Source organism: Pseudomonas viciae, from assembly GCF_004786035.1.
Lineage (GTDB): Bacteria > Pseudomonadota > Gammaproteobacteria > Pseudomonadales > Pseudomonadaceae > Aquipseudomonas > Aquipseudomonas viciae.
The window spans coordinates 5191244-5217192 of sequence record NZ_CP035088.1 but is presented as its reverse complement, the minus strand read 5'-3'; the positions used below and the strand labels follow the sequence as shown (position 1 = coordinate 5217192).

The 25949-nt window shown below is 59.3% G+C and carries 27 protein-coding genes; 10 read left to right on the top strand and 17 right to left on the bottom strand.

The window, feature by feature from the left end:
- Nucleotides 1–53: 53 nt before the first annotated feature.
- The gene (gene rluB / locus EPZ47_RS23020) at nucleotides 54–1289 is read left to right on the top strand and encodes a 23S rRNA pseudouridine(2605) synthase RluB (protein WP_135846834.1); all 1236 of its coding nucleotides are present in this window, start codon (nucleotides 54–56) and stop codon (nucleotides 1287–1289) included.
- A gap of 220 nt (nucleotides 1290–1509) precedes the next feature.
- On the opposite strand, the gene EPZ47_RS23015 is transcribed toward rluB, so the two are convergent.
- On the bottom strand, nucleotides 1510–2475 hold the full coding sequence (locus EPZ47_RS23015; RefSeq protein ID WP_135846833.1) for a M29 family metallopeptidase: 966 nt from the start codon (nucleotides 2473–2475) through the stop codon (nucleotides 1510–1512).
- Between the two features lie 94 nt (nucleotides 2476–2569).
- Complete coding sequence (locus EPZ47_RS30260) at nucleotides 2570–2707, bottom strand: hypothetical protein (RefSeq protein ID WP_003178782.1); 138 nt, start codon at nucleotides 2705–2707, stop codon at nucleotides 2570–2572.
- Nucleotides 2708–3641: 934 nt separating this feature from the next.
- On the opposite strand from EPZ47_RS30260, the gene EPZ47_RS23010 reads away from it, so the two are divergent.
- Nucleotides 3642–5060, top strand: coding sequence for an amino acid permease (locus EPZ47_RS23010; protein ID WP_135846832.1), 1419 nt, complete (start codon nucleotides 3642–3644; stop codon nucleotides 5058–5060).
- 161 nt (nucleotides 5061–5221) lie between these two features.
- Nucleotides 5222–5635 (top strand): alternative ribosome rescue aminoacyl-tRNA hydrolase ArfB, encoded by a 414-nt coding sequence (gene arfB / locus EPZ47_RS23005; protein ID WP_060740976.1) that lies wholly within the window; start codon nucleotides 5222–5224, stop codon nucleotides 5633–5635.
- On the opposite strand, the gene EPZ47_RS23000 is transcribed toward arfB, so the two are convergent.
- The 4 genes from EPZ47_RS23000 to EPZ47_RS22990 form a co-directional block, all read right to left on the bottom strand.
- Complete coding sequence (locus EPZ47_RS23000; protein ID WP_135846831.1) at nucleotides 5632–6831, bottom strand: MFS transporter; 1200 nt, start codon at nucleotides 6829–6831, stop codon at nucleotides 5632–5634. The genes arfB and EPZ47_RS23000 overlap by 4 nt on opposite strands.
- Nucleotides 6832–6933: 102 nt before the next feature.
- The gene (locus EPZ47_RS22995; RefSeq protein ID WP_135846830.1) at nucleotides 6934–7128 is read right to left on the bottom strand and encodes a hypothetical protein; all 195 of its coding nucleotides are present in this window, start codon (nucleotides 7126–7128) and stop codon (nucleotides 6934–6936) included.
- Nucleotides 7129–7205: 77 nt separating this feature from the next.
- Nucleotides 7206–7349: a hypothetical protein gene (locus EPZ47_RS30255; protein ID WP_162893862.1), complete on the bottom strand. Its 144-nt coding sequence runs from the start codon at nucleotides 7347–7349 to the stop codon at nucleotides 7206–7208.
- A gap of 155 nt (nucleotides 7350–7504) precedes the next feature.
- A complete protein-coding gene (locus EPZ47_RS22990) occupies nucleotides 7505–8527 on the bottom strand; it encodes a transporter (RefSeq protein WP_135846829.1) in 1023 nt (340 codons plus the stop codon).
- 362 nt (nucleotides 8528–8889) lie between these two features.
- Between EPZ47_RS22990 and EPZ47_RS22985 the strand changes: the two genes are divergently transcribed.
- The gene (locus tag EPZ47_RS22985) at nucleotides 8890–10515 is read left to right on the top strand and encodes a methyl-accepting chemotaxis protein (RefSeq protein WP_135846828.1); all 1626 of its coding nucleotides are present in this window, start codon (nucleotides 8890–8892) and stop codon (nucleotides 10513–10515) included.
- A 78-nt stretch (nucleotides 10516–10593) separates the two neighbouring features.
- Here the strand turns inward: EPZ47_RS22985 and EPZ47_RS22980 are convergent, their stop codons facing one another.
- Nucleotides 10594–10899: a PepSY domain-containing protein gene (locus EPZ47_RS22980; protein WP_135846827.1), complete on the bottom strand. Its 306-nt coding sequence runs from the start codon at nucleotides 10897–10899 to the stop codon at nucleotides 10594–10596.
- 152 nt (nucleotides 10900–11051) lie between these two features.
- The gene (locus EPZ47_RS22975) at nucleotides 11052–12179 is read right to left on the bottom strand and encodes a glycerophosphodiester phosphodiesterase (RefSeq protein WP_135846826.1); all 1128 of its coding nucleotides are present in this window, start codon (nucleotides 12177–12179) and stop codon (nucleotides 11052–11054) included.
- 244 nt (nucleotides 12180–12423) lie between these two features.
- Here EPZ47_RS22975 and EPZ47_RS22970 point away from each other — a divergent pair, with 244 nt between their 5' ends.
- On the top strand, nucleotides 12424–12750 hold the full coding sequence (locus EPZ47_RS22970; RefSeq protein WP_135846825.1) for a DUF2025 family protein: 327 nt from the start codon (nucleotides 12424–12426) through the stop codon (nucleotides 12748–12750).
- A gap of 275 nt (nucleotides 12751–13025) precedes the next feature.
- Here the strand turns inward: EPZ47_RS22970 and EPZ47_RS22965 are convergent, their stop codons facing one another.
- The gene (locus EPZ47_RS22965) at nucleotides 13026–13340 is read right to left on the bottom strand and encodes an antibiotic biosynthesis monooxygenase family protein (RefSeq protein WP_135846824.1); all 315 of its coding nucleotides are present in this window, start codon (nucleotides 13338–13340) and stop codon (nucleotides 13026–13028) included.
- Nucleotides 13337–14047 (bottom strand): CTP synthase C-terminal region-related (seleno)protein, encoded by a 711-nt coding sequence (locus tag EPZ47_RS22960; protein WP_135846823.1) that lies wholly within the window; start codon nucleotides 14045–14047, stop codon nucleotides 13337–13339. Before EPZ47_RS22960 ends, EPZ47_RS22965 begins: the two co-directional genes overlap by 4 nt.
- A 14-nt stretch (nucleotides 14048–14061) precedes the next feature.
- On the opposite strand from EPZ47_RS22960, the gene EPZ47_RS22955 reads away from it, so the two are divergent.
- The gene (locus EPZ47_RS22955; RefSeq protein WP_135846822.1) at nucleotides 14062–15009 is read left to right on the top strand and encodes a LysR family transcriptional regulator; all 948 of its coding nucleotides are present in this window, start codon (nucleotides 14062–14064) and stop codon (nucleotides 15007–15009) included.
- Between the two features lie 93 nt (nucleotides 15010–15102).
- A complete protein-coding gene (locus EPZ47_RS22950; RefSeq protein ID WP_135846821.1) occupies nucleotides 15103–15633 on the top strand; it encodes a DUF1003 domain-containing protein in 531 nt (176 codons plus the stop codon).
- A 26-nt stretch (nucleotides 15634–15659) separates the two neighbouring features.
- On the opposite strand, the gene EPZ47_RS22945 is transcribed toward EPZ47_RS22950, so the two are convergent.
- Nucleotides 15660–16268: a TetR/AcrR family transcriptional regulator gene (locus tag EPZ47_RS22945; protein ID WP_135846820.1), complete on the bottom strand. Its 609-nt coding sequence runs from the start codon at nucleotides 16266–16268 to the stop codon at nucleotides 15660–15662.
- A 188-nt stretch (nucleotides 16269–16456) separates the two neighbouring features.
- On the opposite strand from EPZ47_RS22945, the gene EPZ47_RS22940 reads away from it, so the two are divergent.
- Nucleotides 16457–17515, top strand: a complete 1059-nt coding sequence (locus EPZ47_RS22940; RefSeq protein ID WP_135846819.1) for an MBL fold metallo-hydrolase — start codon at nucleotides 16457–16459, stop codon at nucleotides 17513–17515.
- Between the two features lie 15 nt (nucleotides 17516–17530).
- On the opposite strand, the gene EPZ47_RS22935 is transcribed toward EPZ47_RS22940, so the two are convergent.
- Together EPZ47_RS22935 and EPZ47_RS22930 are read right to left on the bottom strand one after the other, a co-directional pair.
- On the bottom strand, nucleotides 17531–17848 hold the full coding sequence (locus EPZ47_RS22935) for a helix-turn-helix domain-containing protein (protein WP_063324696.1): 318 nt from the start codon (nucleotides 17846–17848) through the stop codon (nucleotides 17531–17533).
- 82 nt (nucleotides 17849–17930) lie between these two features.
- Nucleotides 17931–18707, bottom strand: coding sequence for an AraC family transcriptional regulator (locus EPZ47_RS22930; protein WP_135846818.1), 777 nt, complete (start codon nucleotides 18705–18707; stop codon nucleotides 17931–17933).
- 112 nt (nucleotides 18708–18819) lie between these two features.
- Here EPZ47_RS22930 and EPZ47_RS22925 point away from each other — a divergent pair, with 112 nt between their 5' ends.
- Complete coding sequence (locus tag EPZ47_RS22925) at nucleotides 18820–19632, top strand: sulfite exporter TauE/SafE family protein (protein WP_135846817.1); 813 nt, start codon at nucleotides 18820–18822, stop codon at nucleotides 19630–19632.
- A 5-nt stretch (nucleotides 19633–19637) separates the two neighbouring features.
- On the opposite strand, the gene EPZ47_RS22920 is transcribed toward EPZ47_RS22925, so the two are convergent.
- The 4 genes from EPZ47_RS22920 to EPZ47_RS22905 form a co-directional block, all read right to left on the bottom strand.
- A complete protein-coding gene (locus EPZ47_RS22920) occupies nucleotides 19638–20627 on the bottom strand; it encodes a hypothetical protein (protein ID WP_135846816.1) in 990 nt (329 codons plus the stop codon).
- 458 nt (nucleotides 20628–21085) lie between these two features.
- A complete protein-coding gene (locus EPZ47_RS22915; protein WP_135846815.1) occupies nucleotides 21086–22333 on the bottom strand; it encodes a ribonucleotide-diphosphate reductase subunit beta in 1248 nt (415 codons plus the stop codon).
- A 487-nt stretch (nucleotides 22334–22820) separates the two neighbouring features.
- A complete protein-coding gene (locus tag EPZ47_RS22910; RefSeq protein WP_135846814.1) occupies nucleotides 22821–23036 on the bottom strand; it encodes a hypothetical protein in 216 nt (71 codons plus the stop codon).
- A 31-nt stretch (nucleotides 23037–23067) separates the two neighbouring features.
- Nucleotides 23068–23331, bottom strand: a complete 264-nt coding sequence (locus tag EPZ47_RS22905; protein WP_135846813.1) for a DUF2790 domain-containing protein — start codon at nucleotides 23329–23331, stop codon at nucleotides 23068–23070.
- Nucleotides 23332–23898: 567 nt separating this feature from the next.
- Between EPZ47_RS22905 and acs the strand changes: the two genes are divergently transcribed.
- Nucleotides 23899–25854 (top strand): acetate--CoA ligase, encoded by a 1956-nt coding sequence (acs, locus tag EPZ47_RS22900; RefSeq protein WP_135846812.1) that lies wholly within the window; start codon nucleotides 23899–23901, stop codon nucleotides 25852–25854.
- Nucleotides 25855–25949 lie beyond the last annotated feature (95 nt).

The window sequence follows — 25949 nt, the reverse complement described above, 5'->3', positions numbered from 1 at the left end:
GTTTTCAAAGTGTCAGGCCTGGCCTGACCCGACCACACCGGGAGGTGCCCAGAATGAAAGACCTAGACCAGAACGACAGCCAGGAAATCGGCCCAGCAGGCGAGAAACTGCAAAAAGTCCTCGCCCGTATCGGCGTAGGCTCGCGCCGCGACGTGGAAGCCTGGATCACCCAGGGCCGGATCAAGGTCAACGGCAAAGATGCCACCTTGGGCCTGCGTGTCGACATGCACGACGCCATCACCATCGATGGCAAGGTGATCAAGCGCGAAGAGGCCGCCGAAACGGTGCGCCGCGTGATCATGTACAACAAACCCGACGGCGAGATCTGCACCCGTGACGACCCGGAAGGCCGTCCGACCGTGTTCGATAAAATGCCACGTCCGAAAGAAGGCCGCTGGATCAACATCGGTCGCCTGGACATCAACACCACCGGTCTGCTGATGTTCACCACCGACGGTGAGCTGGCCAACCGTTTGATGCACCCGTCCTACGAGATGGACCGCGAATACGCCGTGCGCGTACGTGGTGAAGTCGATGACGAAATGATCGAGCGCCTGAAGGCTGGCGTCGTGCTGGAAGACGGCCCGGCGCGTTTCACCGACATCAAGCAGGCGCCCGGCGGTGAAGGCTTCAACCATTGGTACCACTGCGTGGTGATGGAAGGCCGTAACCGTGAAGTGCGTCGCCTGTGGGAATCCCAGGGGCTGGTGGTCAGCCGCCTGAAGCGCGTGCGTTTCGGCCCGGTGTTCCTCAACTCCGACCTGCCGATGGGCCGCTGGCGCGAAATGAGCCAGTATGAAGTCGACATCCTGGCGGCCGAAGTAGGCCTCAAGCCGGTGGCGATGCCGCAGATGACCGCCAAGAGCAAGGACAAACTGGAGCGGATGCAGCGTAAATCCTCGCGTCCGATGGGCAAGACCGAGCGCGTGCGTACCCTGCGTCCGGCTGCTGACGGTGCGCCGACCGGCCCACGTCCTTCGCGCGAGCCACAGATCGAAGGCGAGCGCCCGGCCCGCAAGCCAGCACCACGCCAGGATGGCGAGCGCGGCCCGCGCACGCCACGCCCGGCCAATGGCCGCACTGAACGCAGTGAAGGTCGCGGTGCTCCTGCAGGCCGTGGCACGCCAGTGGCTGATCGCCCGGCCGACACCAAGCGCCCGGCCAAGCCCGCACCGAAAAAGCGCCCGGGCATCGTCCTGGTCGACCGCGACACGCCATCGGGCAAGCGCCGTGGGGCACCGGCAGGTTCCGGGCAGCGTCCGGGGTTTGGGCGTCGCAAGCCGGAGTGAGGCAGCTGTGAGTTTCTAGCTGCAAGAAAAAACGCCAACCCCTTGTGGTTGGCGTTTTTTTTTAGCTTGGTTTAGTGATGCGGTACAGATAGTCCGCCATCGCGAGCAAGCTCGCTCCTACACTGGGACGGTGTCGGTCGCAGATCTTCCATTCGCTGAAGCTCAACTGTGGGAGCGAGCTTGCTCGCGATGGCGGCATCAGCCTTACAGAAATCCCAACCTAAAGCACAAACCGCCCATCAAACATCGGCTCATTATCGAGCGCCAACATCCCCCGCTCAAAAATCAGATCCAGATGATGGCTACCCTTGGCCCCGCCACCGAGCCCCAGGTGCAGGCCGCAATGGCGCTCCTCGAAACCGGCATTGCGGGCGTACAGGCTCTTGACCCCTTCGTTGGTGCCGATCCCCAGTTCCTCGATGCGGCGGTTGGATGGGTTGGCGTCCAGGTACTTGTTGAAGTCGTGCTCCAGGCCTGGCACGTCGGTGGCGATTTTCTGGATGGTGGAGTCTTCAATCCACAGCTCCAGCGGCGATTGCAGCACGCCGTATTTGCGCGCAAACGGGATGGTGCTCAGGAATGTGCCGAGGAAACTCACCCGGCCATTGATGGTGTCGCTGTGGGTGGCGATTTCGCCGGGGGCCAAGTCATAGTTGCCGAGGCCGTTGATGTCGGTCCATTTTTTGACGCTGTGCAGGGGCGTGTCGAAATACGACCCCAGGTCATCCTGGAAGCTCAAGGTTGTCGCCTGGGACATGCGCCGGATCAGGTGGCTGTTGAGCCCGGCGATGCGCTGGGGAATGACGCTGAAGGTGTCGTAGAAATAATCGCCGTAGTCCTTGAACAGTAGCGATTTCTTCCAGTTGTCGGCCATCACGCCTTGCAGCGCGCGGACAAAGTCCGGGCCTTCGGGGCGCGGGTTGGGCAGGGTGGAGGAGTCGTAGAAGAAAATATACAGATCGCTGTCGGCAATGGCTTTGGACAGGCGCTCGGTGGGTTCAAGGTCCAGGCGCATGGCGCTGAACCGGAAGGGCGAGCCACTGCCGGCCTGTTCGGCGATGGCACCGGTCAGTGCTTCGTAGTCGGCGGTATGGCCGAGCAACACCTTGGCGGGCTGGATGCCGGCCAGGGCGGGATGGTGTTCGAGGTAGTAAAGGAAATGTGAGATGGCTCGTTGTGTGTCCATGCTTTTTCTTCCCCTGACAAATGTAGTTGGCTTCCCTGACACATCCGCGACAGTGGCGGAGCTGACCGGCCGGATCAGCACCGCCGGGTAGTGCTTAGAGCGGCCACATCGCCGTGCCGAACGGAACGACGGCGTCGGCTTGCATCATTTCAACGGCGGCCTCATGGGTCGGTGCTTCAAACCATTCGTCCAGTTGCAGTTCGGTTTCCAAGTCTTTGTCCAGTGCTTGCATAGTGAATCTCCTAGATGACTTTTACGGAAAGTGCGGAGCGATGGGCTGAGTGAAAACTGACCGCAAGCGCCACCGCAAAACTTGCCGGCACGATGCGTGGGCAAGTCGCTGAAACCTAGTCCAGGGTTTTTTGGAATGCAAAAAATAATTTTATTTTTTTCTTTTGAATTTTTTATTCCATTTTCGGCGAAGAAATTACTCATTCAAAAACAGCCGGCTGAAGAGTTTTTTTATTAGGTAGCTACCTACCGTCAATTTGCAGTCGGGTTACGGAAATTCCTACGTGGAAATGATGCGTTACAGGTTGTAAAGAAATACTGACGATTGGCGCCCGTGGGGATGGCCGGGAACGGTGTTTTCAAAGGCTGTAAGAAAAAACTTCCGCAGGGCCTGTGCTGGTGGGTTTTCCAGGGCTCTGACCCGCTTGTTTCAAGTCTGCGGGAAGGGTGAGATGCGTCCCATGCCTGTCGTGCAGGTGCATAACAAGAAGGAGGCGCAATGAACGCCGTAGCTCGATTCCATTTCTCCCGTCGTGGCGTTTTTCGCGCCACACCCATCGAGGGCTCGCAAGGGCCTGGACGCATTTTTGCAGTCGCCCGAGACCTTCGAGGCGGCCACGTGCAATCCCGGCAAATGACACGCTGATCTGGTGGTGTCTGGCAGCAGGGGGTCGGCGGTGTACAATGCGCCGCGTTTTACTGTGACCCTTCGCGTACCCACGCACTTTCAAGGTTATCCGCCTTGTTCACTCCGCCACGTCACAAGCGTGTCGGGTTCGATTTCGTCACAGATAAAAACAAACAGGTGACGCATGACCGTTGTTAAAACGCTGAATTCCTGGTGCCTGCGCTGGGGTTTGATCGGCGCTGCTTGAAATCCGATTTGAGCGGCAACGTCTAACGAACATCATCAAACCTTGCGTGAGACCCTTTTCATGAGTGGACAAAACTCGCATTCAGGCGAGCTGAAACGCGGCCTGAAAAATCGCCACATTCAACTGATCGCCCTCGGCGGCGCGATCGGCACCGGCCTGTTCCTTGGTTCGGCGGGGGTGCTGAAGTCAGCTGGCCCGTCGATGATCCTCGGCTACGCTATTTGCGGTTTCATCGCCTTCATGATCATGCGCCAGTTGGGCGAAATGATCGTCGAAGAGCCGGTGGCCGGTTCCTTCAGTCACTTTGCCCACAAATACTGGGGCGGTTTCGCCGGGTTCCTGTCGGGCTGGAACTGCTGGATTCTCTACATCCTGGTGGGCATGTCCGAGCTGACGGCGGTGGGCAAGTACATCCACTACTGGGCGCCGGACATTCCAACCTGGGCCTCGGCTGCCGCGTTTTTTGTGCTGATCAACGCGATCAACCTGGCCAACGTCAAAGTCTTCGGCGAGGCCGAATTCTGGTTCGCGATCATCAAGGTCGTGGCGATTGTCGGCATGATTGCCCTGGGCAGCTACTTGCTGGTCAGCGGTCACGGCGGCCCACAAGCGTCGGTGACCAACCTGTGGGCCCACGGTGGATTCTTCCCCAACGGCGTGAGCGGGCTGGTGATGGCCATGGCGATCATCATGTTCTCCTTCGGTGGCCTGGAGATGCTTGGCTTCACCGCGGCTGAGGCGGACAAACCGAAAACCGTGATCCCCAAGGCTATCAACCAGGTGATTTACCGGATCCTGATTTTCTACATCGGTGCCCTGGTGGTGCTGTTGTCCCTGACCCCTTGGGACAGCCTGCTGACCACCCTCAACGCCTCCGGCGATGCCTACAGCGGCAGCCCGTTCGTGCAGGTGTTCTCGATGCTGGGCAGCAACACGGCGGCGCACATCCTCAACTTCGTGGTGTTGACCGCTGCGCTGTCGGTGTACAACAGCGGCACTTACTGCAACAGCCGCATGTTGCTGGGCATGGCCGAGCAGGGCGATGCGCCCAAGGCTTTGGCGAAGATTGACAAGCGTGGCGTGCCGGTGCGTTCGATCCTCGCCTCGGCTGCGGTCACGCTGGTGGCGGTGTTGCTGAACTACCTGATCCCGCAGCATGCGCTGGAGTTGCTGATGTCCCTGGTGGTCGCGACCCTGGTGATCAACTGGGCGATGATCAGCTACTCGCACTTCAAGTTCCGCCAGCACATGAACCAGACCCGCCAGACGCCGCTGTTCAAGGCGCTGTGGTACCCGTACGGCAACTACGTCTGCCTGGCGTTCGTGGTGTTCATTCTGGGCGTGATGTTGTTGATCCCCGGCATCCAGATCTCGGTCTATGCGATTCCGGTGTGGGTGGTGTTCATGTGGGTGTGCTACGTGATCAAGAACAAGCGCAGTGCCCGGCATGAAATGGCCGTGGCAGCGGCTGCCAAGTAAGCACGAAACCCTGTGGGAGCGAGCTTGCTCGCGATGGCGTTGGGTCAGCAGCATCAATGGTGACTGACACGCTGCAATCGCGAGCAAGCTCGCTCCCACAAGGTTGATCGTTGGCTGGGGGATTCGGGGTATCCTGTGGGGCCTGAACCCGGACGTTTTCCATGCTGGCGATTTCCAACACTGTGCACATCCCGGACGCCGAGATCGAGTTGACGGCCATCCGCGCCCAAGGCGCCGGGGGGCAGAACGTCAATAAGGTGTCCAGCGCCGTGCACTTGCGCTTCGACATTCCGGCCTCGTCCTTGCCCGAGTTCTACAAGGAGCGCTTGCTGGCCTTGCGCGACAGTCGCATTACCAGCGACGGCGTGCTGATCATCAAGGCCCAGCAATATCGCACGCAGGAACAGAACCGGGCCGATGCCCTGGAGCGCCTGAGCGAACTGATCCTCAGCGCCACCAAGGTCGAAAAGAAGCGCCGCCCGACCAAACCGACCCTGGGCTCGAAAAAACGTCGCCTGGAATCCAAGACCAAGCGCGGCTCGATCAAGGCCGGTCGCGGTAAGGTGGACTTCTAGTTTTTCTCCCGCCCTTGGCGAGACCCCGGTGCCTGCCGGTACAGGTAGACACTCAGCGACAACCCGGCCAGGGCTGCCAGTGCGGCGAACAAAAAGATCGAAGCAAAGCCAAAGCCTGCCGCAACTGCACCAGCCAGTGGGCCGGTGATCCCCAGCGACAAGTCGATGAACAGCGAGTAAGCACCCACCGCCGCCCCACGGCTGGAGGCCGGTACCAGGTTGACCGCTTCCACGCCGAGCGCCGGGAACACCAGGGAAAAGCCGAAACCGCTCAACGCCGCACCCGCCAGGGCCCAATGGGCATCCGGTGCGAGCCACAGCAGCAACAGGCCGAAGGTTTCCACCGAGAGGCAGACGATCGCTACGCGGAAGCCGCCCAGGCGGTTGATCAGGTTGCCGAACAGCAAACGCGCGCCGATGAAGCTGGCGCCGAACAGACTCAGGCACAGCACCGCGTTGTCCCAATGCTGTGTTGCGTAATACAGGGTGATGAACGTAGCGATGGTGCCAAACCCGATGGAGCCCAGGGCCAGGCCACAGCCGTGCGGCAAGACGCGCCCCAGCACGTGCATGAACGGCAGGCGCTCGCCAGCGACGATGGGCGCAGCGGTCTTGCGCCAGGCCAGTGCCAACCCCAACAAACCCAGCAAGATAATGCTGACGCCCATGCTCCACAGCCCCAGGTGATTGACCAGCCAGACCCCCAACGGCGCACCAATCGCCAGCGCGCCATAACTGGCGATCCCGTTCCAGGAAATCACCTTGGCGGTATTGGCCGCGCCGACCCGGCCGATGCCCCAACCAATCGAACCGGAGCCCACCAGGCTTTCCGCGCTGCCCAGCACCAGGCGCCCGATCAACAGGCTGATCAGGCTGAGTATGGGCAGGTGTGGCGTCCAGGCAGACACCAGCATGAACACACCACTCAGCCCGCAGCCGGCGAGGCCGAACATGACCGCGCGTTTGCTGCCCAGATTGTCAATGATCCGGCTCGCATAAGGACGGCTGAGCAAGGTGGCCAGGTACTGAACGCTGATCACCAGCCCGGCGATCACCGCGCCGAAACCCAACTCGCCATGGACATAGCCAGGCAGCACGGCCAGGGGAATACCGATATTCAGGTAACCAATGAACGTGAACAGGACGATGGAAACGACTTGCAGCGTGACCGCCAGGGGGCGCTGGGAATCTGACATGGGGTAAAGGTCCACGGAGCAGCAGGATAGATAGGCTGCTTATGATAACGGCGACCGTGGCGGCAGCGCGTGGAAAAGTAAAACTATTTGTCCAATGGTTGCTCAGCGGTCGTTTTGCCCGCCGACCAGGTGCGTGGTGACGAGTGCCGCAAGGGCGTTTTCTTCGGTGCCGAAACGAGCCAGCAGGGCGGCTTGTTTCTCAGGAGAAAGGCGTGTCCAGATCTCGACCATTTTCTCGGCGGTGCCGATCAGTACGCTGGCCTGGGCTTCGCTGAAGGTCGGGGTGTCATCGGTCATGGTGCGGGGGCTCGGGATTCAGGCAGTGTGGAAAGCGCATATTAGCGCTTTCCACACGGTCTGGTGGTGCGGGTGAATCAGTCTTCGCTGTCGGCCTGGCGGCGTTCAGTGGCTTCCTTGGGCTCGGGTTGCTGGGCGTCTGGTTGCCCCCCGGCTTGTAGCGTGGTCGTCTGCTCAGTGTCGTGCAGGCTTGGGAAGGGGAGATTAGGGATCTCGTGCATATCGCGCTCCTCGCAAAGTCTGTTGATAGATCTGGTAGATCCGCGCTTTTAAAAAGCCTGGGCAGGATACCCCAGGAGAAATGACAAAAAGACTTTTAAATCCCGCTGTGCCGACAAAAGGGGTTGTCTGGACAGGTCATGCTCAATGCTGTGACTCAATAGTCGCGGCGCTTGCGAAATGCCCATCGGCCGGCAATCAGGGTGAAGGTTGCCACCAGCGCCACCAGGATCCAGAAGCCTTCGGGATCGCCGGCAAGCGGCACGCCTCCGACGTTCATGCCAAAGAAGCCGGCAATGATGTTGATGGGCAACGCCAACACGGTGACCACCGTCAGGGTGAACAGGGTGCGGTTGCTTTGTTCGTTGAGGTTGGCGGCGATTTCTTCCTGCAACAGCTTGATCCGTTCGCCCAGCGCGGTGAGGTCGTTGATGATCAGGGCGAACTCCTCGGTAGATTTACGCAGCTCCTTGACGTCTTCCTTCTGCAACCATTGTGGCGGGCGGTTGAGCAGACGCAGCAACGAACCCGGCTCCAGGGCCAGCAGGCGTTGCAGGCGCACGAGTATCCGACGTTGGCTGCCCAACTCGGCGCGGTTGGTGGACAGTCGTGAGGACAGCAACTGATCTTCGATCTGGTCGACGCTAAGGCTGGTCTTGCGCACGATCTGGGTCAGCACTTCGCCTTGGTCGCGCAGCAGGTGTACGAGTAGCTCCAGCGGCGAGCGAAAGCGCTCGCCGGCCTTGACCGACGAGCGCAGCTTATCGACCGAGTGCAACGGTTGCAGTCGCGCGCTGACAATCAAGCGACTGTGCACGCACACCCACAATGTGGAGACGTCCGAAGACACCAGGTTGCTGAGGTTGAACACGACATCGTTCACCACCGCCAGCAGCGCCGAGTCCACGTGCTCGATGCGGGTCGAGCGCGAGCCTTCGTGCAGGGCTTCGAAAAACTCATCTGGCAAGGTCAGATGGCTTTTCATCCAGCGCTCGCACGCGGCATGCGCCAGGTTCAGGTGCAGCCAGAGGAACTCATCGGCCTCTTGCGGGTGTTGCAGGCTCCGTAAGGCCTGAGCCGAATCAATCTCCTGCCCACGCTCGCCGGGACGGAAACGAAACCCGTACAGCAGGCCGAACAGATCCGGATCGCGGTGGCTTTGATCGATGCTGTGGTTCATGAAGTCTCGCTGGCGGGAAGTGCCTGTGGCGGCTACAGGTTCACTTGGAGGGCATCATCGCAAGCTTTCTTGATGCTTTTGTGACAGTTGTGCAGCACCGCCAAACCGGCAGTTACCGGGAGTTGCAATGTCCATCGATGATGGATGGCGCAGATCGCCGCGCTTTGGTTGTCGCATCGTTTTTGTGAGGTCCGACAACCGACCACTCCTGCTGGCTACCGATGGTCGGGAAGGCTCAAGAACGCCCCTGGCAGGCCGATGGTGTGTACATATCCACCGCATTCGGTTGCGGCACGAACATGGAGGTTGGGACACGTCGTTCCGTGGGTTCGATTATTTTTTCTTCTCAAGAGATCCCCTCTATGTTTCTACAAAAATCCCTGAGAGCCCAGATTCTCACCCTGCTGAGCGGCAGCCTACTGGCGATGCTGCTGATCGCCCTGGCGTCTTTTCATTTTCTTTCCGATGGCATCCAGAATTATCGCAACCTGATCGACGGCCCATTGCGTGCCTCGCAGTTGATCGATGAGGCCAACCTGCAATTCAAGGTGCAGGTGCAGGAATGGAAAAACGTCCTGCTGCGCGGCAAGCAGCCGGCGGATCTGGATAAATACTGGAAGCAGTTCGAGGAGCGCCAGCGTGATGTCCAGGGCATTCTGGGTGAATTGATCGGGCGTGAGGGTGTGCCGGCGCCGATCAAGACGCGTATCGAGGCCTTGCGAGACGAACACCGTCAATTGGGCGCGGCGTACCAAAAGGGCCGCGATGCATTTGTGGCGGCCGGTGGCGACGCAGCGGCGGGCGATGCGGCGGTCAAAGGTGTGGACCGTGCGGCCAGTGAGCAGATGAGTGCGCTGGTGGTGGAGTTGCGCAAACTGGCCACCGAGCAATCGACGTTAATCAGTGTCGGCGCTGACCGCACGATTATGTTGGGCACTGTGGTCATGCTGGTGTCGGGCCTGCTGATCGGGTTGTTCAGCCTGTGGCTGGTCAATCGCAACCTGGTTCAGCCGATCCGTAACCTGATCGAATACGTGACCCGACTGAGTCATGGGCGTTTCGCTGAGCGTGTGACGAGTAACCGTCAGGACGAGTTGGGCAATCTGGCGGTAGCGGCCAACACACTGCGTGATTTCCTGGCTGAAACCTTTACCCGGCTGCAACGCAGTGCCACGGAACTGGACAGTGCCAGCGGTGAGCTCAATGCCATCGCCAGCCTGATGAGCCAGGGCACCAGCGAGCAATTCGAACGCACCGATCAGGTGGCGACGGCGATGAACGAAATGTCCGCCACGGCCCAGGAAGTCGCCCGTCATGCCGCCGACGCAGCACGGGCGGCCGATGACGCTGATCAATCGGCGCAACAGGGCGAGAAGGTTATGCAAGGGACCATCCACACCATCACCCGCATGCGCGGAGAGATCGCCAACACCGCCACGGTCATTCGTCAGTTGGAAACCGACAGTGGGCGCATCGGCAAGGTGCTGGAGGTGATCCGCGGGATCGCCGAGCAGACCAACCTGCTGGCCCTCAACGCAGCCATCGAAGCGGCTCGGGCCGGTGAGGCGGGGCGCGGTTTCGCGGTGGTCGCCGATGAAGTGCGCAGCCTGGCCCAGCGCACGGCTTCATCCATCATCGAGATCAACCAGATCATCCAGACCGTACAAACCGGTGCGGTGGACGCGGCCCAGGCCATCGAAAGCGGGCAGTCGCGCAGCGAAGAAAGTGTGGAACAGGTGACCCAGGCCGGTGCGATGCTCGAACGCATCACCCAGGCTGTCGAAGCGATCCGCGACATGAATCGTCAGATCGCCACCGCCGCCGAAGAGCAGACCTCCGTGGCCGAAGACATTTCGCGCAATTTGACTGAGATCACCTGTATCGCCAGCACCAACCTGGACAACGTGCAGCGCACCGAAGCCGCCAGTCGTAACCTGCACGGCTTGTCTGGGCAGTTGAATGAAGTGACGGCGCGGTTGAGTGCCTGACAGCAGTTAGCGTAGTTGTTGATAGATGCAAAAAAGCCGCGCAACCTTAGGGTTACGCGGCTCTTTTTTGCCGATGGATCAAGTGTCTTGCTTGTTGCTCAGTACTTTGCCGGTCGTGGCATCGAAGTCCACGTCGAACTCTTTGCCGTCAGCGGTTTTCAGTTCCACTTCATATTCATAACCGTCGAAGTGGTTGTCCAGGTCGGTGTCGGTGATGCTCGCGCCCGGGTGCAACTTCAGGGCTTCTTCGTTCATCGATTCAAGCGACTTGATCTTGCCTTCCTTGACAAGTTGTGGGATCTGGTCAACTCGCACATCCGCCTGGGCCAGGCCAGCGCTGAGGGTCAGGGCAGCGGCGGTAAACAGGGCAGTCAAAGTTTTCATAAGTTCTTTCCTTGGTGTCATTAAGGGGTGAGTCGTTTAAGTGGGGCCAGATTATCTCTGGCAACTTAATTCACCCTTAATTCGAAAAAACTTCTGAAGTGCCGAATAGGGCCCATGGGGCAAAGTCTTTACCCCTATGGGCGTGTTTGGGTTCAGTAACCGTTCTTTTCCAGCAACTGCGCGACGTTGCCAGTCTCGGGGCGCTTGAAGTATTTGAGCAGTTCACTGGCGCGGTTGGTAAAGATGCCGTCGACGCCGGCCTCCATGACTTTCTTGAAGTCCACCGCATCGTCCACGGTGTAGACATGCACCAACAGACCCTGATCATGGGTGTACTGGTTCATCCACGGCTGCACCAGGTTCGAGTAACTCTGGCTGCCACCCTGGGTCAACGCTGCAGACGGTCCGGTGCCGATGGCGCCCAGGGTCTTGGCGTACTGCACCCATTTTTCGAACTCCGCCCGGTCCTTGGGTTCCTGTTTGGCGTAATAGGCCGCTTTGTCGGTTTCGCCGGACTCGGCGAACGGCACCTTGGACTTGGGCTCGATGTTGCCTTCGCCCACCCACAGCAGCAGGATCTTCGGCACTTTCGGCATCTCTTTGTGCAGCAGTTCGAGGCTGCTCCTTTCAAAGGTCTGCAAGACCACCTTGCCCTTGCCCTGGCCCACTCCGGTGGCGCGCTTGGCCAGTTTTGAGCCGGACGGGCTCAGCCAGCCGCGGTCCTGCAATTTATCCTTCAGGTCGCGCTCGATGCCAGGGAACAGTTTCGGCTCCTTGGTTTCGATGTACAGCCCGGGTTTTTGCTGCGTGTTGCCCTCGGCGATATTGATCACTTCATCCAGAGTCAGGATTTTCAGGCCCACGAACGAAGGGCGGGCGCGGTCTGGATAGGCCGCGTTGAACCAACTGCCGGCGTCGAGGGTTTTGAGTTCCGCCATGGTGAATTGGTTGGCGGTGCTGTCCTTGCGCTCGGGAAACTTGCTGGCGACATCCGTGGTGCGCAGCAGACTGTCGTCATGCAGGACGAACAACACGCCGTCCTTGCTGCGTTGCAGGTCCAGTTCCAAGTAGTCGGCGCCCAGGTCGCGGGCCAGTTTGTAGGCTGCCGCGGTCGATTCCGGCGCGTCGAACGAGGCGCCGCGGTGGGCGATCACTGCCGGGTGGGGGATCCCCTGAAGGGCCGCCAAGGCCTTGGGAGTCGGGGCCTCGGAGGCCTGTGTCTGACCGAGGCCGAGCAACAGGCTCAGCATCAACGCACTGCGGGTGAAGGTGACAGGCATGCTCGAGATCCTTTCGTAGGTTTTGCAAAGACCTATCTTTTAACAACTGAACGCCAGCGGCGCTATCGCTATACCGACATAAATATGTGCAAAGCAGATTTTTCCCACGCATTTTCGGGATGCTTTGCAGTACCCTTAGCCGCACCAGTTTCCCCGGCAGAGGGAAACCTGAAACCATCGTTCACTTGCCTTGTGTGTAAACCATCGATCAGACGTCCTGCGAGACGCATCCGTGAGGTTTACCATGCGCACCACTTCGACATTCATCTGCCAGGCCGCCGACCAGCTCAAGGGTTTTGTCGGCCTGAACCGCAAGACCGGCCAATACATCGTACGTTTCAGCGAAGACGCCTTCGGCATGGACGTGGCCGACGACGGCATCATCCCCACCTGCGAATTTGTCTGGGCCCCCGTGGCGGACGGCACCATGGCCCTCAAACGCGAGCGGATCCAGTTACTGCTGGACCAGCACATCGACGACCGGATCAACCTCAGCGAACCTTTGCGGGTGTACATGGCGCGCAGCGACCTGCCGGAGATCATGGCGGTGCGGCAGTTGGTGACAGGCTGAACCCCGATCTCGAGTTGAACAAAGACACTGTGGGAGCAAGGCTTGCCCGAGATGGCGGCGGAACATTCAGTATTGATGCAAGCTGACCCACCGCTATCGCGAGCAAGCTCAGCTCCCACAGGGGATTGTGGTGAAGGCAGGATCTGTGAACACCCGAGATTCAGTGTGGGAGCAAGGCTTGCCCGCGAAGACGTCGACACATTCAACATCGCTGCAAGCTGACCCACCGCTTTCGCGAGTAAGCCCGCACACACATCAGGTTTTGTATCCTGGCATCAGGTTTGTCGTCGGAACGCATAATCGCGTTCAACCTTGCACACACGCGTGTGGCAATGGGCATACCAGGTTGAACGGCCGCGCTCCCGGATTGCGCTATGTTCGGGGTGTTGTTTCCAGGCCAGGATCGCCGCTTCGCTGCTCCAGTAGGACACGGTGATGCCTAAGCCATCTTCGCCACGGGCCGACTCGACGCCGAGGAACCCCGGCTGCTCTCGCGCAAGGGCCAGCATGCGTTCTGCGGCTTCAGCGTAGCCTTGGTCTCCCTCGGTGCGCAGGGAGGTGAAAATCACCGCGTAGTAGTGTGCACTCATGGCCTTGTCCTCGCGCAGGCCTCCACAAACGCAGCAACCAACGGCGGCACACGACCCTCCAGCGCAGCGCGTTCCGGCTGAAATAGCGTCGCGACAAAGAATGGATGGTCACGCAATTCCACGGCCCGCAAGTCGCCGGCCGAATCCCGGGCAACGGCGTGCAGGCGCTGGCTCAGCAAGTCTTTTTCAAAATCCGGATTGACCCCGAAGCGGCAGTGATAGCCCTCGAAAACCGTCTGGCGATCATAGGCCTTGGCGATCAAGGAGCCCGCTTCGAGCTGAAGGCTATCGATGGTTTCGACCAGGGCACAGCTCAGCGGTGTCAGCAGCGCCCGTTCAGCCTCGGGAGCGGTTTCGCCATGGGCGGCATCGGCCCAACCCATCACATGGCGAGCGTATTCCAGCACGGCATGCTGAAAACCACCGCAGGTGCCGAGGAAAGGGCGACGCTGTTCGCGGGCAAAACGAATCGCTTGCATGGCGCCGTCTTCACTTCGGTAAGGACTGCCGGGCACGCACCAGACGCCGTTGAAGTCATTTAGAACGCTGTTGTCAGCGATGGAGTCGGTTGCCAACCATTGGAAGTGAATGTCTTGGCCGGTTTGTCTGGTGATGAGCTCAAGGGCGATAAGGATTGCCCGATGAGCCGTTATCTGGGGGTCATAGTCGCCGACCAAAGCGATGTGTAAAGGACGCTGGTTTTCCATGAGAGATTCGCCGCTTGTTGATTCCTGGTGGCCACTATAGATTGGCGTTCACGCAATCAATATTGGCGTTTACCCAAGTGTTCAATGCATCGACGCACTATCGTCTGGACTACCCCGATCTGTCCCTGATCCTGGCGTTGGTCCGTGGCGGCTCGTTGGCCCGAGCCGCGCGACTGCTGCATGTGGACGTGTCCACGGTATTTCGCGCGGTACGCCGACTTGAGGCGGCCTTGGGCCAACCCTTATTCGAAAAAAGCCGTTCCGGGTATCTGCCTACGAGCCTGGCCCAGGCATTGGCTGAGCAGGCCGAGCGCGCCGAGCAGGCTTTGGATGCGGCGCGGATCGGTGTGGAGCAGGGCGGTGAGGTCGTCAGCGGCACGGTACGACTGACATGCACCGATTCGGTCCTGCAAGCATTGCTGCTGCCTGCGCTGGCGCGGTTCATGCCCGCCTACCCGGCACTGACTCTTGAACTGAGCACCTCGAATGACTTCGCCAACCTGAGCCGCCGTGATGCCGACATTGCATTGCGCTTGACCCGTACGCCGCCGGAACATCTGGTCGGTCGAAACCTGGGCAATGTGGCTTACCGGGTATGTGCCGGCGCCACCTATCTGCGCTCGGTGAACCCGAATGATCTGGCGGTCATGACCTGGATCGCGCCGGACGATTTCCTCCCGGATCACCCCACCGTGGCCTGGCGTCGGCAATATTTACCCGGCGTGGTGCCTGCTTATCGCTGCAACAGCATGCTTTCGGTCACCGAGTTGGTGCGGGCCGGTTTGGGGGTCGCGGCGCTGCCGGACTTTCTGATCGATGAAAGCCAGGGCCTGATGCCTCTTGGCGAACCGTTGGAGGGATATGACACGGCCCTGTGGCTCCTGACCCGCCCGGACTGCCGAGCCTTGCGTTCGGTGGTGACCTTGTTCGACGAGTTGGGGCGTAATCTACGGTGGCGCTGACTTTTAACGAGCAGGGTGCGTATGGCATCAATGGAGGATGCCCCCCAGCGGTTATAGTGCCTTAAGCCCTAGCCCCAGGCGGAGATCATCACGATGACGAAACCCTCGCAACCTTCTACCGCAGCTCCAGTTGACCACTTGCGTTTTCATCGCCCTCACGCTCATCTGGCGCCGACCTTTGGCAATGACCGCTTTGCGCTGCGCGCGGAGGCGTTCGCGCGCTTTTTCGGGACGCCGATGTTCCTCGGTGCGCAAACCCTGATCGTGCTGCTATGGATCAGCCTGAACCTGATGGGGGTCTTTCATTTCGATGCCTACCCGTTCATTTTGTTGAATCTGGCGTTCAGCCTGCAGTCGGCCTATGCCGCCCCACTGATCCTGCTGGCGCAAACCCGACAGGCTGCTCGGGATAAAGCCCAGGCGGAAGCCGACGCTCAACATCGTGAAGCCCTGGCGATTGCTAACAGTGAACGTCAGGCCCAGGCCGCGCAGAACACCGCGCAGTTGCTCGAGTTGTTGGAGCAGAACACCCGCCTGACGGAAATGACCAAGGCATTGACTGAGCGTATCGACAGCCTGACCACCGAAATGCACCAGAAATTTGTCAGTAAGCCTTCGCTTTAGTAGCCCTATCCGCAGTGAACTGACGCTCAGGCCTGGTAGCGGGCCAGAAACATGTCCAGGGCTGACTCGATCACCCGCGTCTGTTCATCCTGGTTCAGGCTCGGTTGCCCCATGGATATTTGTGGCCAGAAGGCGAATGCCTTGAGCAGCCCATGCATTTGCTGGGCGGCAAATGCCGGTTCCACGGGTTTCAATCGACCATCGGCCAGTGCCAGACGAATCCAGGCGGTCAAGCCTTCTTCGCGTTGGCCCATGCGCGCGACCATGTCCTGGGCCCGCTCGGGAGAATGAATCGTGGCGGCGATGGCGATGCGCGCCAGGTCGAGGAAGTTATCGTCCGCGAGCATGTGCAATTTTGCTTGCAGCAATGTCCGAAGCTGCTCCCGTAGAGGCTTCTGCGAGCTGTAAGGCATGTCCTGTTCTGCGGTAATGCTGTTCCATAACCGATTCAGAATCTCGGCAAACAGTTCTTCCTTGCTGGGGAAGTGGTTGTACACCGTGCGTTTCGATACGCCAGCGGTCGCCGCGATCTTGTCCATGCTGGTGATCTCGAACCCGCTGCTACGAAATTCAGCAATCGCGGCCTGAAGGATGGCTTCGCGTTTTCGCTCGGTAAGGCGCTGCGGTACGGTCATGGGGCATTCGTCGGTTGAGGAGGGAATTTACACTCGGCAGTTTACTTGCTCCCGGGATTCATGCAATCTAGAAACTACACCGAGTGGTGTAGTTTGTGCGTCAAACGGCTGAGCGTGCATGCAACGGCCATCCAGCGTCCCACAACGGCGAATCGGAGTTCCGACGACGCCCTTGGAGTTATCGCACCATGACCATCCCCTCTTTTCCCACCGACAACCCGTCCGCCCAGCCTTCATCCCGGCAGGAACAGGGCAAGTATCGCAATCACGCTTTCACTCCGCGGCAAGGGTTTGGCACGACCCTGCGCATCATCTGGAACATGACCTTCCACAAGCCGCGCGCTACCCGGCCTACCGGCGCCATCGAGGTTCAACCGCTGACGCGTGACGCCCTGCTGGCCGCGCCGAACAACAGTGTCTGGCGCCTCGGCCATTCCACCGTGCTGCTCAAGCTGCGGGACAAGTTCTGGCTGACCGACCCGGTTTTCTCCGAACGCGCCTCACCCGTGCAATGGGTCGGTCCCAAGCGTTTTCATCAGCCACCCATCAGCCTGGAAGAACTGCCACCGATCGAAGCAGTGATCCTTTCCCATGATCATTACGATCACCTCGACCATCAGGCCATTCTCAAACTGGCTGCCAAGACTCGCCACTTCCTGGCTCCCTTGGGCGTGGGCGACACCCTGATCAAATGGGGCATCGACGCCAGCAAGGTCCGTCAGTTGGACTGGTGGCAAGGCACCGAAGTGGAGGGTATCGAGTTCATTGCCACGCCATCCCAGCATTTTTCCGGTCGCGGCCTGTTCGACAGCAACGGTACGTTATGGGCCTCGTGGGTGATGATCGACGCCGACACCCGGATTTTCTTCAGCGGCGACACCGGTTATTTCGATGGTTTCAAACGCATCGGCGAGCAATACGGCCCCTTTGACCTGACGCTGATGGAAACCGGTGCCTATAACGTCGACTGGCCGCATGTCCACATGCAGCCGGAACAAACCCTACAGGCTCATATCGACCTCAAGGGCCGCTGGTTGCTGCCGATCCACAACGGCACATTCGACCTGGCGATGCATGCCTGGTATGAACCCTTCGATCGTATCCTGGCCCTGGCCTGGGAGCGCAACGTCAGCATCGCCACGCCGCAAATGGGCGAAGCATTCACCCTGACTCAGCCACAACGTGGCCGGGCCTGGTGGCTGGACGTGGAGCCCTCGGCTTATCAGGACCAGCCCGACATGGCCTGACTCCAGACGCATCGATCATTCGATCATTGCGTAGTCTGGGCGCTCCATCGGATCCGGCGTGGCGCCCTTGATGTTCATGCCTCGCCCCGGGGCGAACCCAGGGAAGAACACCAGGCCTTCGGCTTCCAGCCGAAAGGCCAACGCCAGGCGGGTCACGTCGAGCAGCTCACCCCCGGCTTCGAAGCGCCGGATGGCTTGGACCGAAACGCCGGACTGCCGCGACAGCTCCTCGACACTCCAGCCCAGCATGGCTCGGGCCTGCGCGCTGTGGGCTGGGGTGAATTGATAGACAGCGATGCGTTGCAGGGTGGTTTTGATTGCGAGAGAGGCCATGGGATTCTCCAAAGCTGTGGATTCAAAAAATACTGTGTTTTTGTACAGTTGTTTTGAATCCGGATCAATCTCATTTTTTTGATCAATGACCAGCGGTCTTTTCCAACCAGGCACTCGGCGCGTGACCCAGTATCCGGCGGAACATGGTGGAGAATGCGGCGGGGCTGTCGTAGCCCAGATCAAGGGCAATGCGGGTTACCGAATCGCCTACGGCCAATCGAGACAATGCCGACATCACACACGCCTGTTGCCGCCATTGGCTGAAACTTACCCCGGTTTGCTGGCTGAACAGGCGGTTGAACGACCGCAAACTGATATGTAACTGCGTCGCCCATTGCCCGGGCGAGGCGTGGGCGTCTGGGTGTTTCAGAAATGCCTGGCACAGGCCGAGCAGGCGTGGGTCTTGGGGCAGTGGAAGGTGCAGCGGCAGATGGTTGCTGCGCAGCAGTTCGTGCAGTAGCAAGTCGATCAGCGCCCCATCGCGCCCAACCTCATCGTAGTCCGGCGCAAGCTCCACGGCTTCCATCAGCAACTGGCGCATCAAGGGCGACACATTGATCACCTGGCAGCGGGTGTCCATGGCCGTCACCGCTGCCGGTTCGATGTACAAACTGCGAGTGCTGACGCCCAGCATCAGCACTTCGTGGGCAACCCCGGGCGGAATCCACACCGCCCGTTGCGGCGGCACCACCCAATTGCCGTCCGCCGTGCTCACCTGCATCACACCGGTGGCGCCATAGAGTAACTGCGCCCGACGATGGCGGTGCAACGGCAGCAAATGTCCGTGGGAGTAATCGGTGCCAATGGCGACGACCGCCCTGGGGGTTGCATCCAATAAATCGATCGAAGTGTTGCGCATCGAAGGGCCACTCGTGGCTGGCGTAAACGCGAACATTATTGGCTTGTTTGCTACAGCAGGCCAGGCGTCGCTTACCTATCGTGGGCGCCCCCCATTTCACGGATTCACCTCAATGTCCTATGTATTGCTCGCATGCTTCGGCTGCCTGAGTGGCGTGACAGCCGTGCTGTTCGGGTTCGGCGGCGGTTTTGTCGTGGTGCCCTTGATGTATCGCATGCTGACGGCTCATCACGCCGGTGATGTCATCGGTGAGTCGGCGATGCACATCGCCGTCGCCACCTCCACCTGCGTCATGATCGTCAACGCCCTGGTCGCCACAGGAAAACATCACCGAGCCGGTCAGTTGATTCGTCATTATTTGTGGCCGTTCGGCGGCTTCATTGCCCTGGGGGCGATCCTCGGCGCAGCGGCCGCCACTTGGCTCAGCGGCGAGATTATTCGCTACGCTTTCATTGCCTACCTGGGCCTGACCATTCTGGATTGCCTGCTGCGGCGAGGTTTTCTGACACACTCCCGCGATGCCGTCCCACGCCCTTTGGCGACGATGGAGAGCGCGTTGGGCGGCACCACCATCGGAATCATCGCCACGGTCCTGGGGGTTGGCGGCAGCGTCATGACCGTGCCGCTGCTGCGCCGTTGTGGCCTGAGCATGTCCCAGGCCACATCCATGGCTAACCCGCTGAGCTTGCCCGTTGCCCTGGCCGGTACTGTTACCTACATGGCCTTGGCCGGTTTCACCGATATAGACTTCGGCCCGTGGTTTATCGGTTATGTCGACCTACTGGCCTTTGTTGCACTCACGCTTGGCGCGCTACTGGGCATTCGCTTGGCAACGCCATGGATCGGGCGGATACCGGATCGCCTGCATGCGCGAGTGTATGTGGGGCTGTTGATGTTGGTGATGGTTGGGATGTGGCAGGGGTAGGGTAACTACTGATCAGTCAATCCTGGCGCCTCTCGAATAATGAAGTGATCCAGATTCTCAATATTGGCACTGAACACCCCGAACGTCTGCTCGGGGTTCTTCTTGCTCGGCACCTGTTTCAACTCCGGCGTCACGCCATAAAAGAAGCAATACAAATCCCGCTCACTGTCGACGGCGTGCCTGATCTCTTCCAGAAACGCTTTGCGCTTGCGGTAGTTGTCGATCAGCTTCTTGCTCAGGTAAACGTTGACCGAGTATGGCTTTTTCTTCTCCTCGTCCGGCTGTTTGAACCAGACCTTTGCTTCGAAATCGATGCGAAAGCTCTGGGTGTAATCCTTGATCTCCTTGATCTTGCCCCAGTAAATCAACCCCTTGTTGTCCAGCAGGTACTCGATCTTCTTGAAGAACGACCCATAGGGCGCCGTGTGCTCGCCAATCTTCAATGGCATGCGCTTGAGCAGGTCCTTGTTATCGAAATTCGAGACGAAACATTCCACCGGGTGGGCGAAGACACTGGTCTTGTCCGGTGTCGAGTCCTGGGCGGAATGAGTGTTATCACCGTGGGACGAGACGGAGGGGGGCGTAGGCCGAGTCGCTTCAACATCCTTTGACAGTTCGGACGGCTTACGCACGTACTGACGCCGAGTCAGCAACAGCTCCGACGGAAAATGCTCTTCACGGTCGTCATCCGTTTCCGCCTCAACACCCTCCGCACCCAACCCCTGCGTTTTCGGACTGACATAAGGACAGCCCTCGATATGCTGGGTCGTTGGCTGATTCTTGAAATGTGGCGTGCGGATGTAGTTGACGTTCTTGGCGTTGAACGTCGTCAGCCGGTTCTCCTCATCAAACGCCGCCCGACAGGCATCGTTGGGGCACTGAAAACGCTCCTTGGCCGAATCGAATGCCATGGTCTCGTCGAAATTCAGATCTCGAACGTCATAGATCGAAAGCTTGGCATCGAGGCTGAGGCAGTAGGCGGTGTCAAATTTCATCGGGGCTCGGGTCCGTGAGAGGAAGTGTATTAATACCGAAGGACGCGGCGGGCTGCACCCAAAGTTTCAACACGCCATAAACCCCCTGTGGAAGCGAGCTTGCTCGCGATTCCCAAAATCAACCCGGCCATCAAACCTGCCACCCACCTGCGCCCTGACACCAACCTGTGGCGAGGGAGCTTGCTACCGCTGGGCTACGGAGCAGCCCCAAATTCCATATCACCAACAAAAAACCGCCGCCCGAACAATGGACGACGGCTTCTGATTGAATCTCAAAACCCTCGCAAAAATCCGACTAGGCAATACGGCGTCAATACGGAACGATTCTGAGTTTTTCGTAGGGCAGAGGTAACGTACCTGTCCTGAAGTTAAACGCGGTTTTGGTTCCGTAGAATACAAAAAACCCCGTTTTCACGGGGTTCTTAGTTACGCGTGCAGCCTAGGATTTTTCTTTCGAATCAATCCCAGCTAAGCGCCCCACCCGTCTGATACTCAATCACCCGAGTCTCAAAGAAGTTCTTCTCTTTCTTCAAGTCCATGATCTCGCTCATCCAAGGGAACGGGTTAGTCGTCCCTGGGTACTCTTCCTTCAGACCAATCTGCGACAGGCGACGGTTAGCGATGAACTTCAGATAGTCTTCCATCATCGCCGCGTTCATGCCCAGCACGCCGCGAGGCATGGTGTCGCGTGCATATTCGATTTCCAGCTGAGTCCCTTGCAGGATCATCTGGGTCGCTTCTTCCTTCATCTCGGCATCCCACAAGTGCGGGTTTTCGATTTTGATCTGGTTGATCACGTCGATGCCGAAGTTCAGGTGCATGGATTCGTCGCGCAGGATGTATTGGAACTGCTCGGCGACGCCGGTCATTTTGTTGCGGCGGCCCATGGAGAGGATCTGGGTGAAGCCGCAGTAGAAGAAGATGCCTTCCAGAACGCAGTAGTAGGCGATCAGGTTGCGCAGCAACTCTTTATCGGTTTCCGGGGTGCCGGTTTCGAACTTCGGATCGGAGATCGAACGGGTGTATTTCAGGCCCCAGGCGGCTTTTTTCGCGACCGATGGGATCTCGTGGTACATGTTGAAGATCTCGCCTTCATCCATGGCCAGCGATTCGATGCAGTACTGGTAGGCGTGGGTGTGGATCGCCTCTTCGAAGGCCTGGCGCAGGATGTACTGGCGGCATTCCGGGTTGGTGATCAGGCGGTACACGGCCAGGACCAGGTTGTTGGCAACCAGGGAGTCGGCGGTGGAGAAGAAGCCCAGGTTGCGCATCACGATGCGGCGCTCGTCGTCGGTCAGGCCTTCCGGGTCTTTCCAGAGGGCGATGTCGGCGGTCATGTTGACTTCTTGCGGCATCCAGTGGTTTGCGCAGCCGTCCAGGTACTTCTGCCAGGCCCAGTCGTATTTGAACGGCACGAGCTGGTTGAGGTCGGCGCGGCAGTTGATCATGCGCTTTTCATCGACGGCGACACGGGCGGAGGCGCCTTCGAGTTCGGCGAGGCCTTCGGCGACGTCGAGTTTGTCGAGGGCGGCCTTGGCGCGAATGATCGCGGCCGAGTCGCTGGCCGTCACGGCCCGGGCTTCGAGGGCGGCGGCACCGCCGGCGCTGTCGAGGCGGTCCATGTTGGCTTCAGAAGCGTGGCCGGCGTTGGCGCCTTTTACAGCGACTTCGCCGTCTTCTTTGTCGAATTCGTCCCAGCTCAGCATGACGTGTCGTCTCCTGCGTGAGGGCCAGATGCCCGATGAGGGCCCTACTGGCCACGGTGGATCTTGGAAAAATCGTTTCTTGCAGCTGACGCAGGCAACAAACAGAAAAATGTACGGGTCATGCTGAAGCGGCTGTGAACGCTGGGCGGTGATTGGCCCCTGCGTGGCTTCAGGCTGGCGTGATTCCCTGTAAGGGAATATTGCAGGCCCGTTTAAGGCGGCATTATAAGGACTTTTTTGCCTACGTGGTGCGGCGAAATAGCCCACGCAGGGGCTGGCGGGTGGCATATCCGCGTGGGAGCGAGGGTTTACAAGGCTTTGGCCGCTGAAGATTTTTTTTGCATGGATCGCATGGCGGTTTTTTTTGATCAAAAAACCAGCGTTTTTTGCGGTTTTGCACTACATGTTGTGTTTGTGGAGGGTTTTAAGCGGTTCCAGACACAACCAGGCCCGATCGAAACCGGGCCGTGGAAAATGCCAGTAATGATCAGCCGATGCGGGCCGAACCGGTTTGATCGTAGCCATCTTCCGCGACGGTAGCGGAGCCGGTACGGTCGTAGCCGTCTTGCGCGACGGTGGCAGAACCGGTGCGGTCGTAGCCGTCTTCAGCGACCGCGGAACCGGTGCGATCGAAACCGTCGGCGGCGAAGGTATTGGCGGCCAGCACGGACAGGGTCAGGGCGAGGATCAGTGGGGTTTTCATGGTGGTTGCTCCCGATGGGGTTAAAGGTCGATCAGCCGTTGGAGCAGCCGTTGCCCATGACGCTGTAGCGCAGGATGTGGCGTTGGCCCTTGGAGTCGTCGTATTCCATCTTCGCCGGGACCACTTCGCAGACATTGGGGATCTCGCTCATGGAGATGACTTTGGCGATGTCCAGGTGGGTGGAGTAGGTGTACTCCTCAATGGCGGGTTTTTGCTGGGCGACATCGGCCGGGGCTTCGTCTGCCATCGCGCTGGCGCAAAGGCCGACGAGGACTGGAACCCATAAAGCTTTCATCTGATTCACCTTTCTTGAGGTCGAGTGGGGTCACGCAACCTTTCTGGGGTTGCGTGTGGAGCTTGGTTTTGGAGGTTGGATTAACGGCCTTCGTGGGGGCTGTGTTGCGTTAATCGTGTTTGCCGGTTGGCGAGGTGGATTTTAGGGGGTGGGGTTAATCGCAAAAAGACCGGGTTTTGATAAACACTGTTGGTTGATCTGGTAATAATCGTCCTAGGGACCGTTGGCTGTCTGTTACATCTATGCTGGATTTACTGCCGTCTTCGCGAGCAAGCCCGCTCCCACAGGGGGGGCTGTGTTGGACACAAAATAGGCGTTTACTGAAATTCAACTGTGGGAGCGGGCTTGCTCGCGAAGACGGCGTGCATCGAACATTGATATTGACTGACCCACCTCCCTCACGAGCAAGCCCACTCTCACACAGGGAAAAGCCTGCGGGCAGGGCCTTGCACGTTAGTACCGACATTTTGTAGGGACTTGTTACTACCATCGTCGAATGGTTCTATAGGCCCGCCCCGGGCTACAACGGGACCATACAAAAACAACTATGTCACCGAGGTAAGAAACATGAGTGCGGCTTCTCTGTATCCCGTTCGTCCCGAGGTTGCGGCTAACACGTTGACTGACGAGGCGACCTATAAGGCCATGTATCAGCAGTCGGTGGTCAACCCGGATGGCTTCTGGCGCGAGCAGGCCAAGCGTCTCGACTGGATCAAGCCTTTCACCACGGTGAAGCAGACATCCTTCGATGATCACCATGTCGATATCAAGTGGTTTGCCGATGGCACCTTGAACGTTTCCTACAATTGCCTCGACCGTCACCTGGCCGAGCGCGGTGATCAGATTGCGATCATCTGGGAGGGCGATGACCCTGCCGAGAGCCGCAATATCACCTACCGCGAGCTGCATGAAGAAGTCTGCAAGTTCGCCAATGCCCTGCGCGGCCAGGACGTGCATCGCGGCGACGTGGTGACGATCTACATGCCGATGATCCCCGAGGCCGTGGTCGCCATGCTGGCCTGTGCCCGGATCGGCGCGATTCACTCGGTGGTGTTCGGCGGTTTCTCGCCTGAAGCACTGGCCGGTCGGATCATCGATTGCAAATCCAAAGTGGTGATCACCGCCGACGAAGGCGTTCGCGCCGGCAAGAAGATCCCGCTCAAGGCCAACGTCGATGACGCGTTGACCAACCCGGAAACCAGCAGCATCCAGAAGGTCATCGTGTGCAAGCGCACCGGTGGCGGCATCAAGTGGAACCAGCACCGTGACATCTGGTACGAAGACCTGATGAAAGTGGCCGGCACCGTTTGCGCGCCGAAGGAAATGGGTGCCGAGGAAGCGCTGTTCATCCTCTACACCTCCGGTTCCACCGGCAAGCCCAAGGGCGTGCAGCACACCACGGCCGGCTACTTGCTGTACGCGGCGCTGACCCATGAGCGGGTGTTCGACTACAAGCCTGGCGAAGTCTACTGGTGCACCGCTGACGTGGGTTGGGTCACCGGCCATAGCTATATCGTCTACGGCCCGCTGGCCAATGGCGCGACCACGCTGCTGTTCGAAGGCGTGCCGAACTATCCGGACATTACCCGGGTGGCCAAGGTCATCGACAAGCACAAGGTCAACATCCTCTACACCGCGCCGACCGCCATCCGCGCGATGATGGCTTCGGGTACCGCCGCCGTCGAAGGCGCTGATGGCAGCAGCCTGCGCCTGTTGGGTTCGGTGGGCGAGCCGATCAACCCGGAAGCCTGGGGCTGGTACTACAAGAATGTTGGCAAGGAGCGTTGCCCGATCGTCGACACCTGGTGGCAGACCGAAACCGGTGGCGTGCTGATCAGCCCGTTGCCAGGTGCTACGGCGTTGAAACCGGGTTCGGCCACGCGTCCGTTCTTTGGTGTGGTGCCGGCGCTGGTGGACAACCTCGGTAACCTGGTGGAAGGCGCTGCCGAAGGCAACCTGGTGATCCTCGATTCGTGGCCAGGCCAGGCGCGGACGCTGTACGGCGACCACGATCGGTTTGTCGACACCTATTTCAAGACTTTCAGCGGCATGTATTTCACCGGTGACGGTGCGCGTCGTGACGAAGACGGTTACTACTGGATCACTGGTCGAGTGGATGACGTGCTCAACGTGTCCGGCCACCGCATGGGCACGGCCGAGATCGAAAGCGCCATGGTCGCCCACCCGAAAGTCGCCGAAGCGGCGGTGGTCGGTGTGCCGCACGACATCAAGGGGCAGGGCATCTATGTCTACGTCACCTTGAATGCTGGCGAGGAAACCAGCGAAGCCCTGCGCCTGGAGCTGAAGAACTGGGTGCGCAAGGAGATCGGTCCGATTGCCTCGCCGGATGTTATCCAGTGGGCCCCGGGCCTGCCGAAAACCCGTTCCGGCAAGATCATGCGCCGCATCCTGCGCAAGATCGCCACGGCGGAATACGATGGGTTGGGTGATATCTCCACCCTGGCCGACCCGGGTGTGGTGGCGCATCTGATCGAGACGCACAAGACCATGAACGTCGCCTGACGGTAGCGTGTAACACCGAAAAGCCCTGCCCGGTATTTGCCGGGTGGGGCTTTTTTATGCGTCCGGCGTGGATCCTTGTGGAGAGGGGATTTATC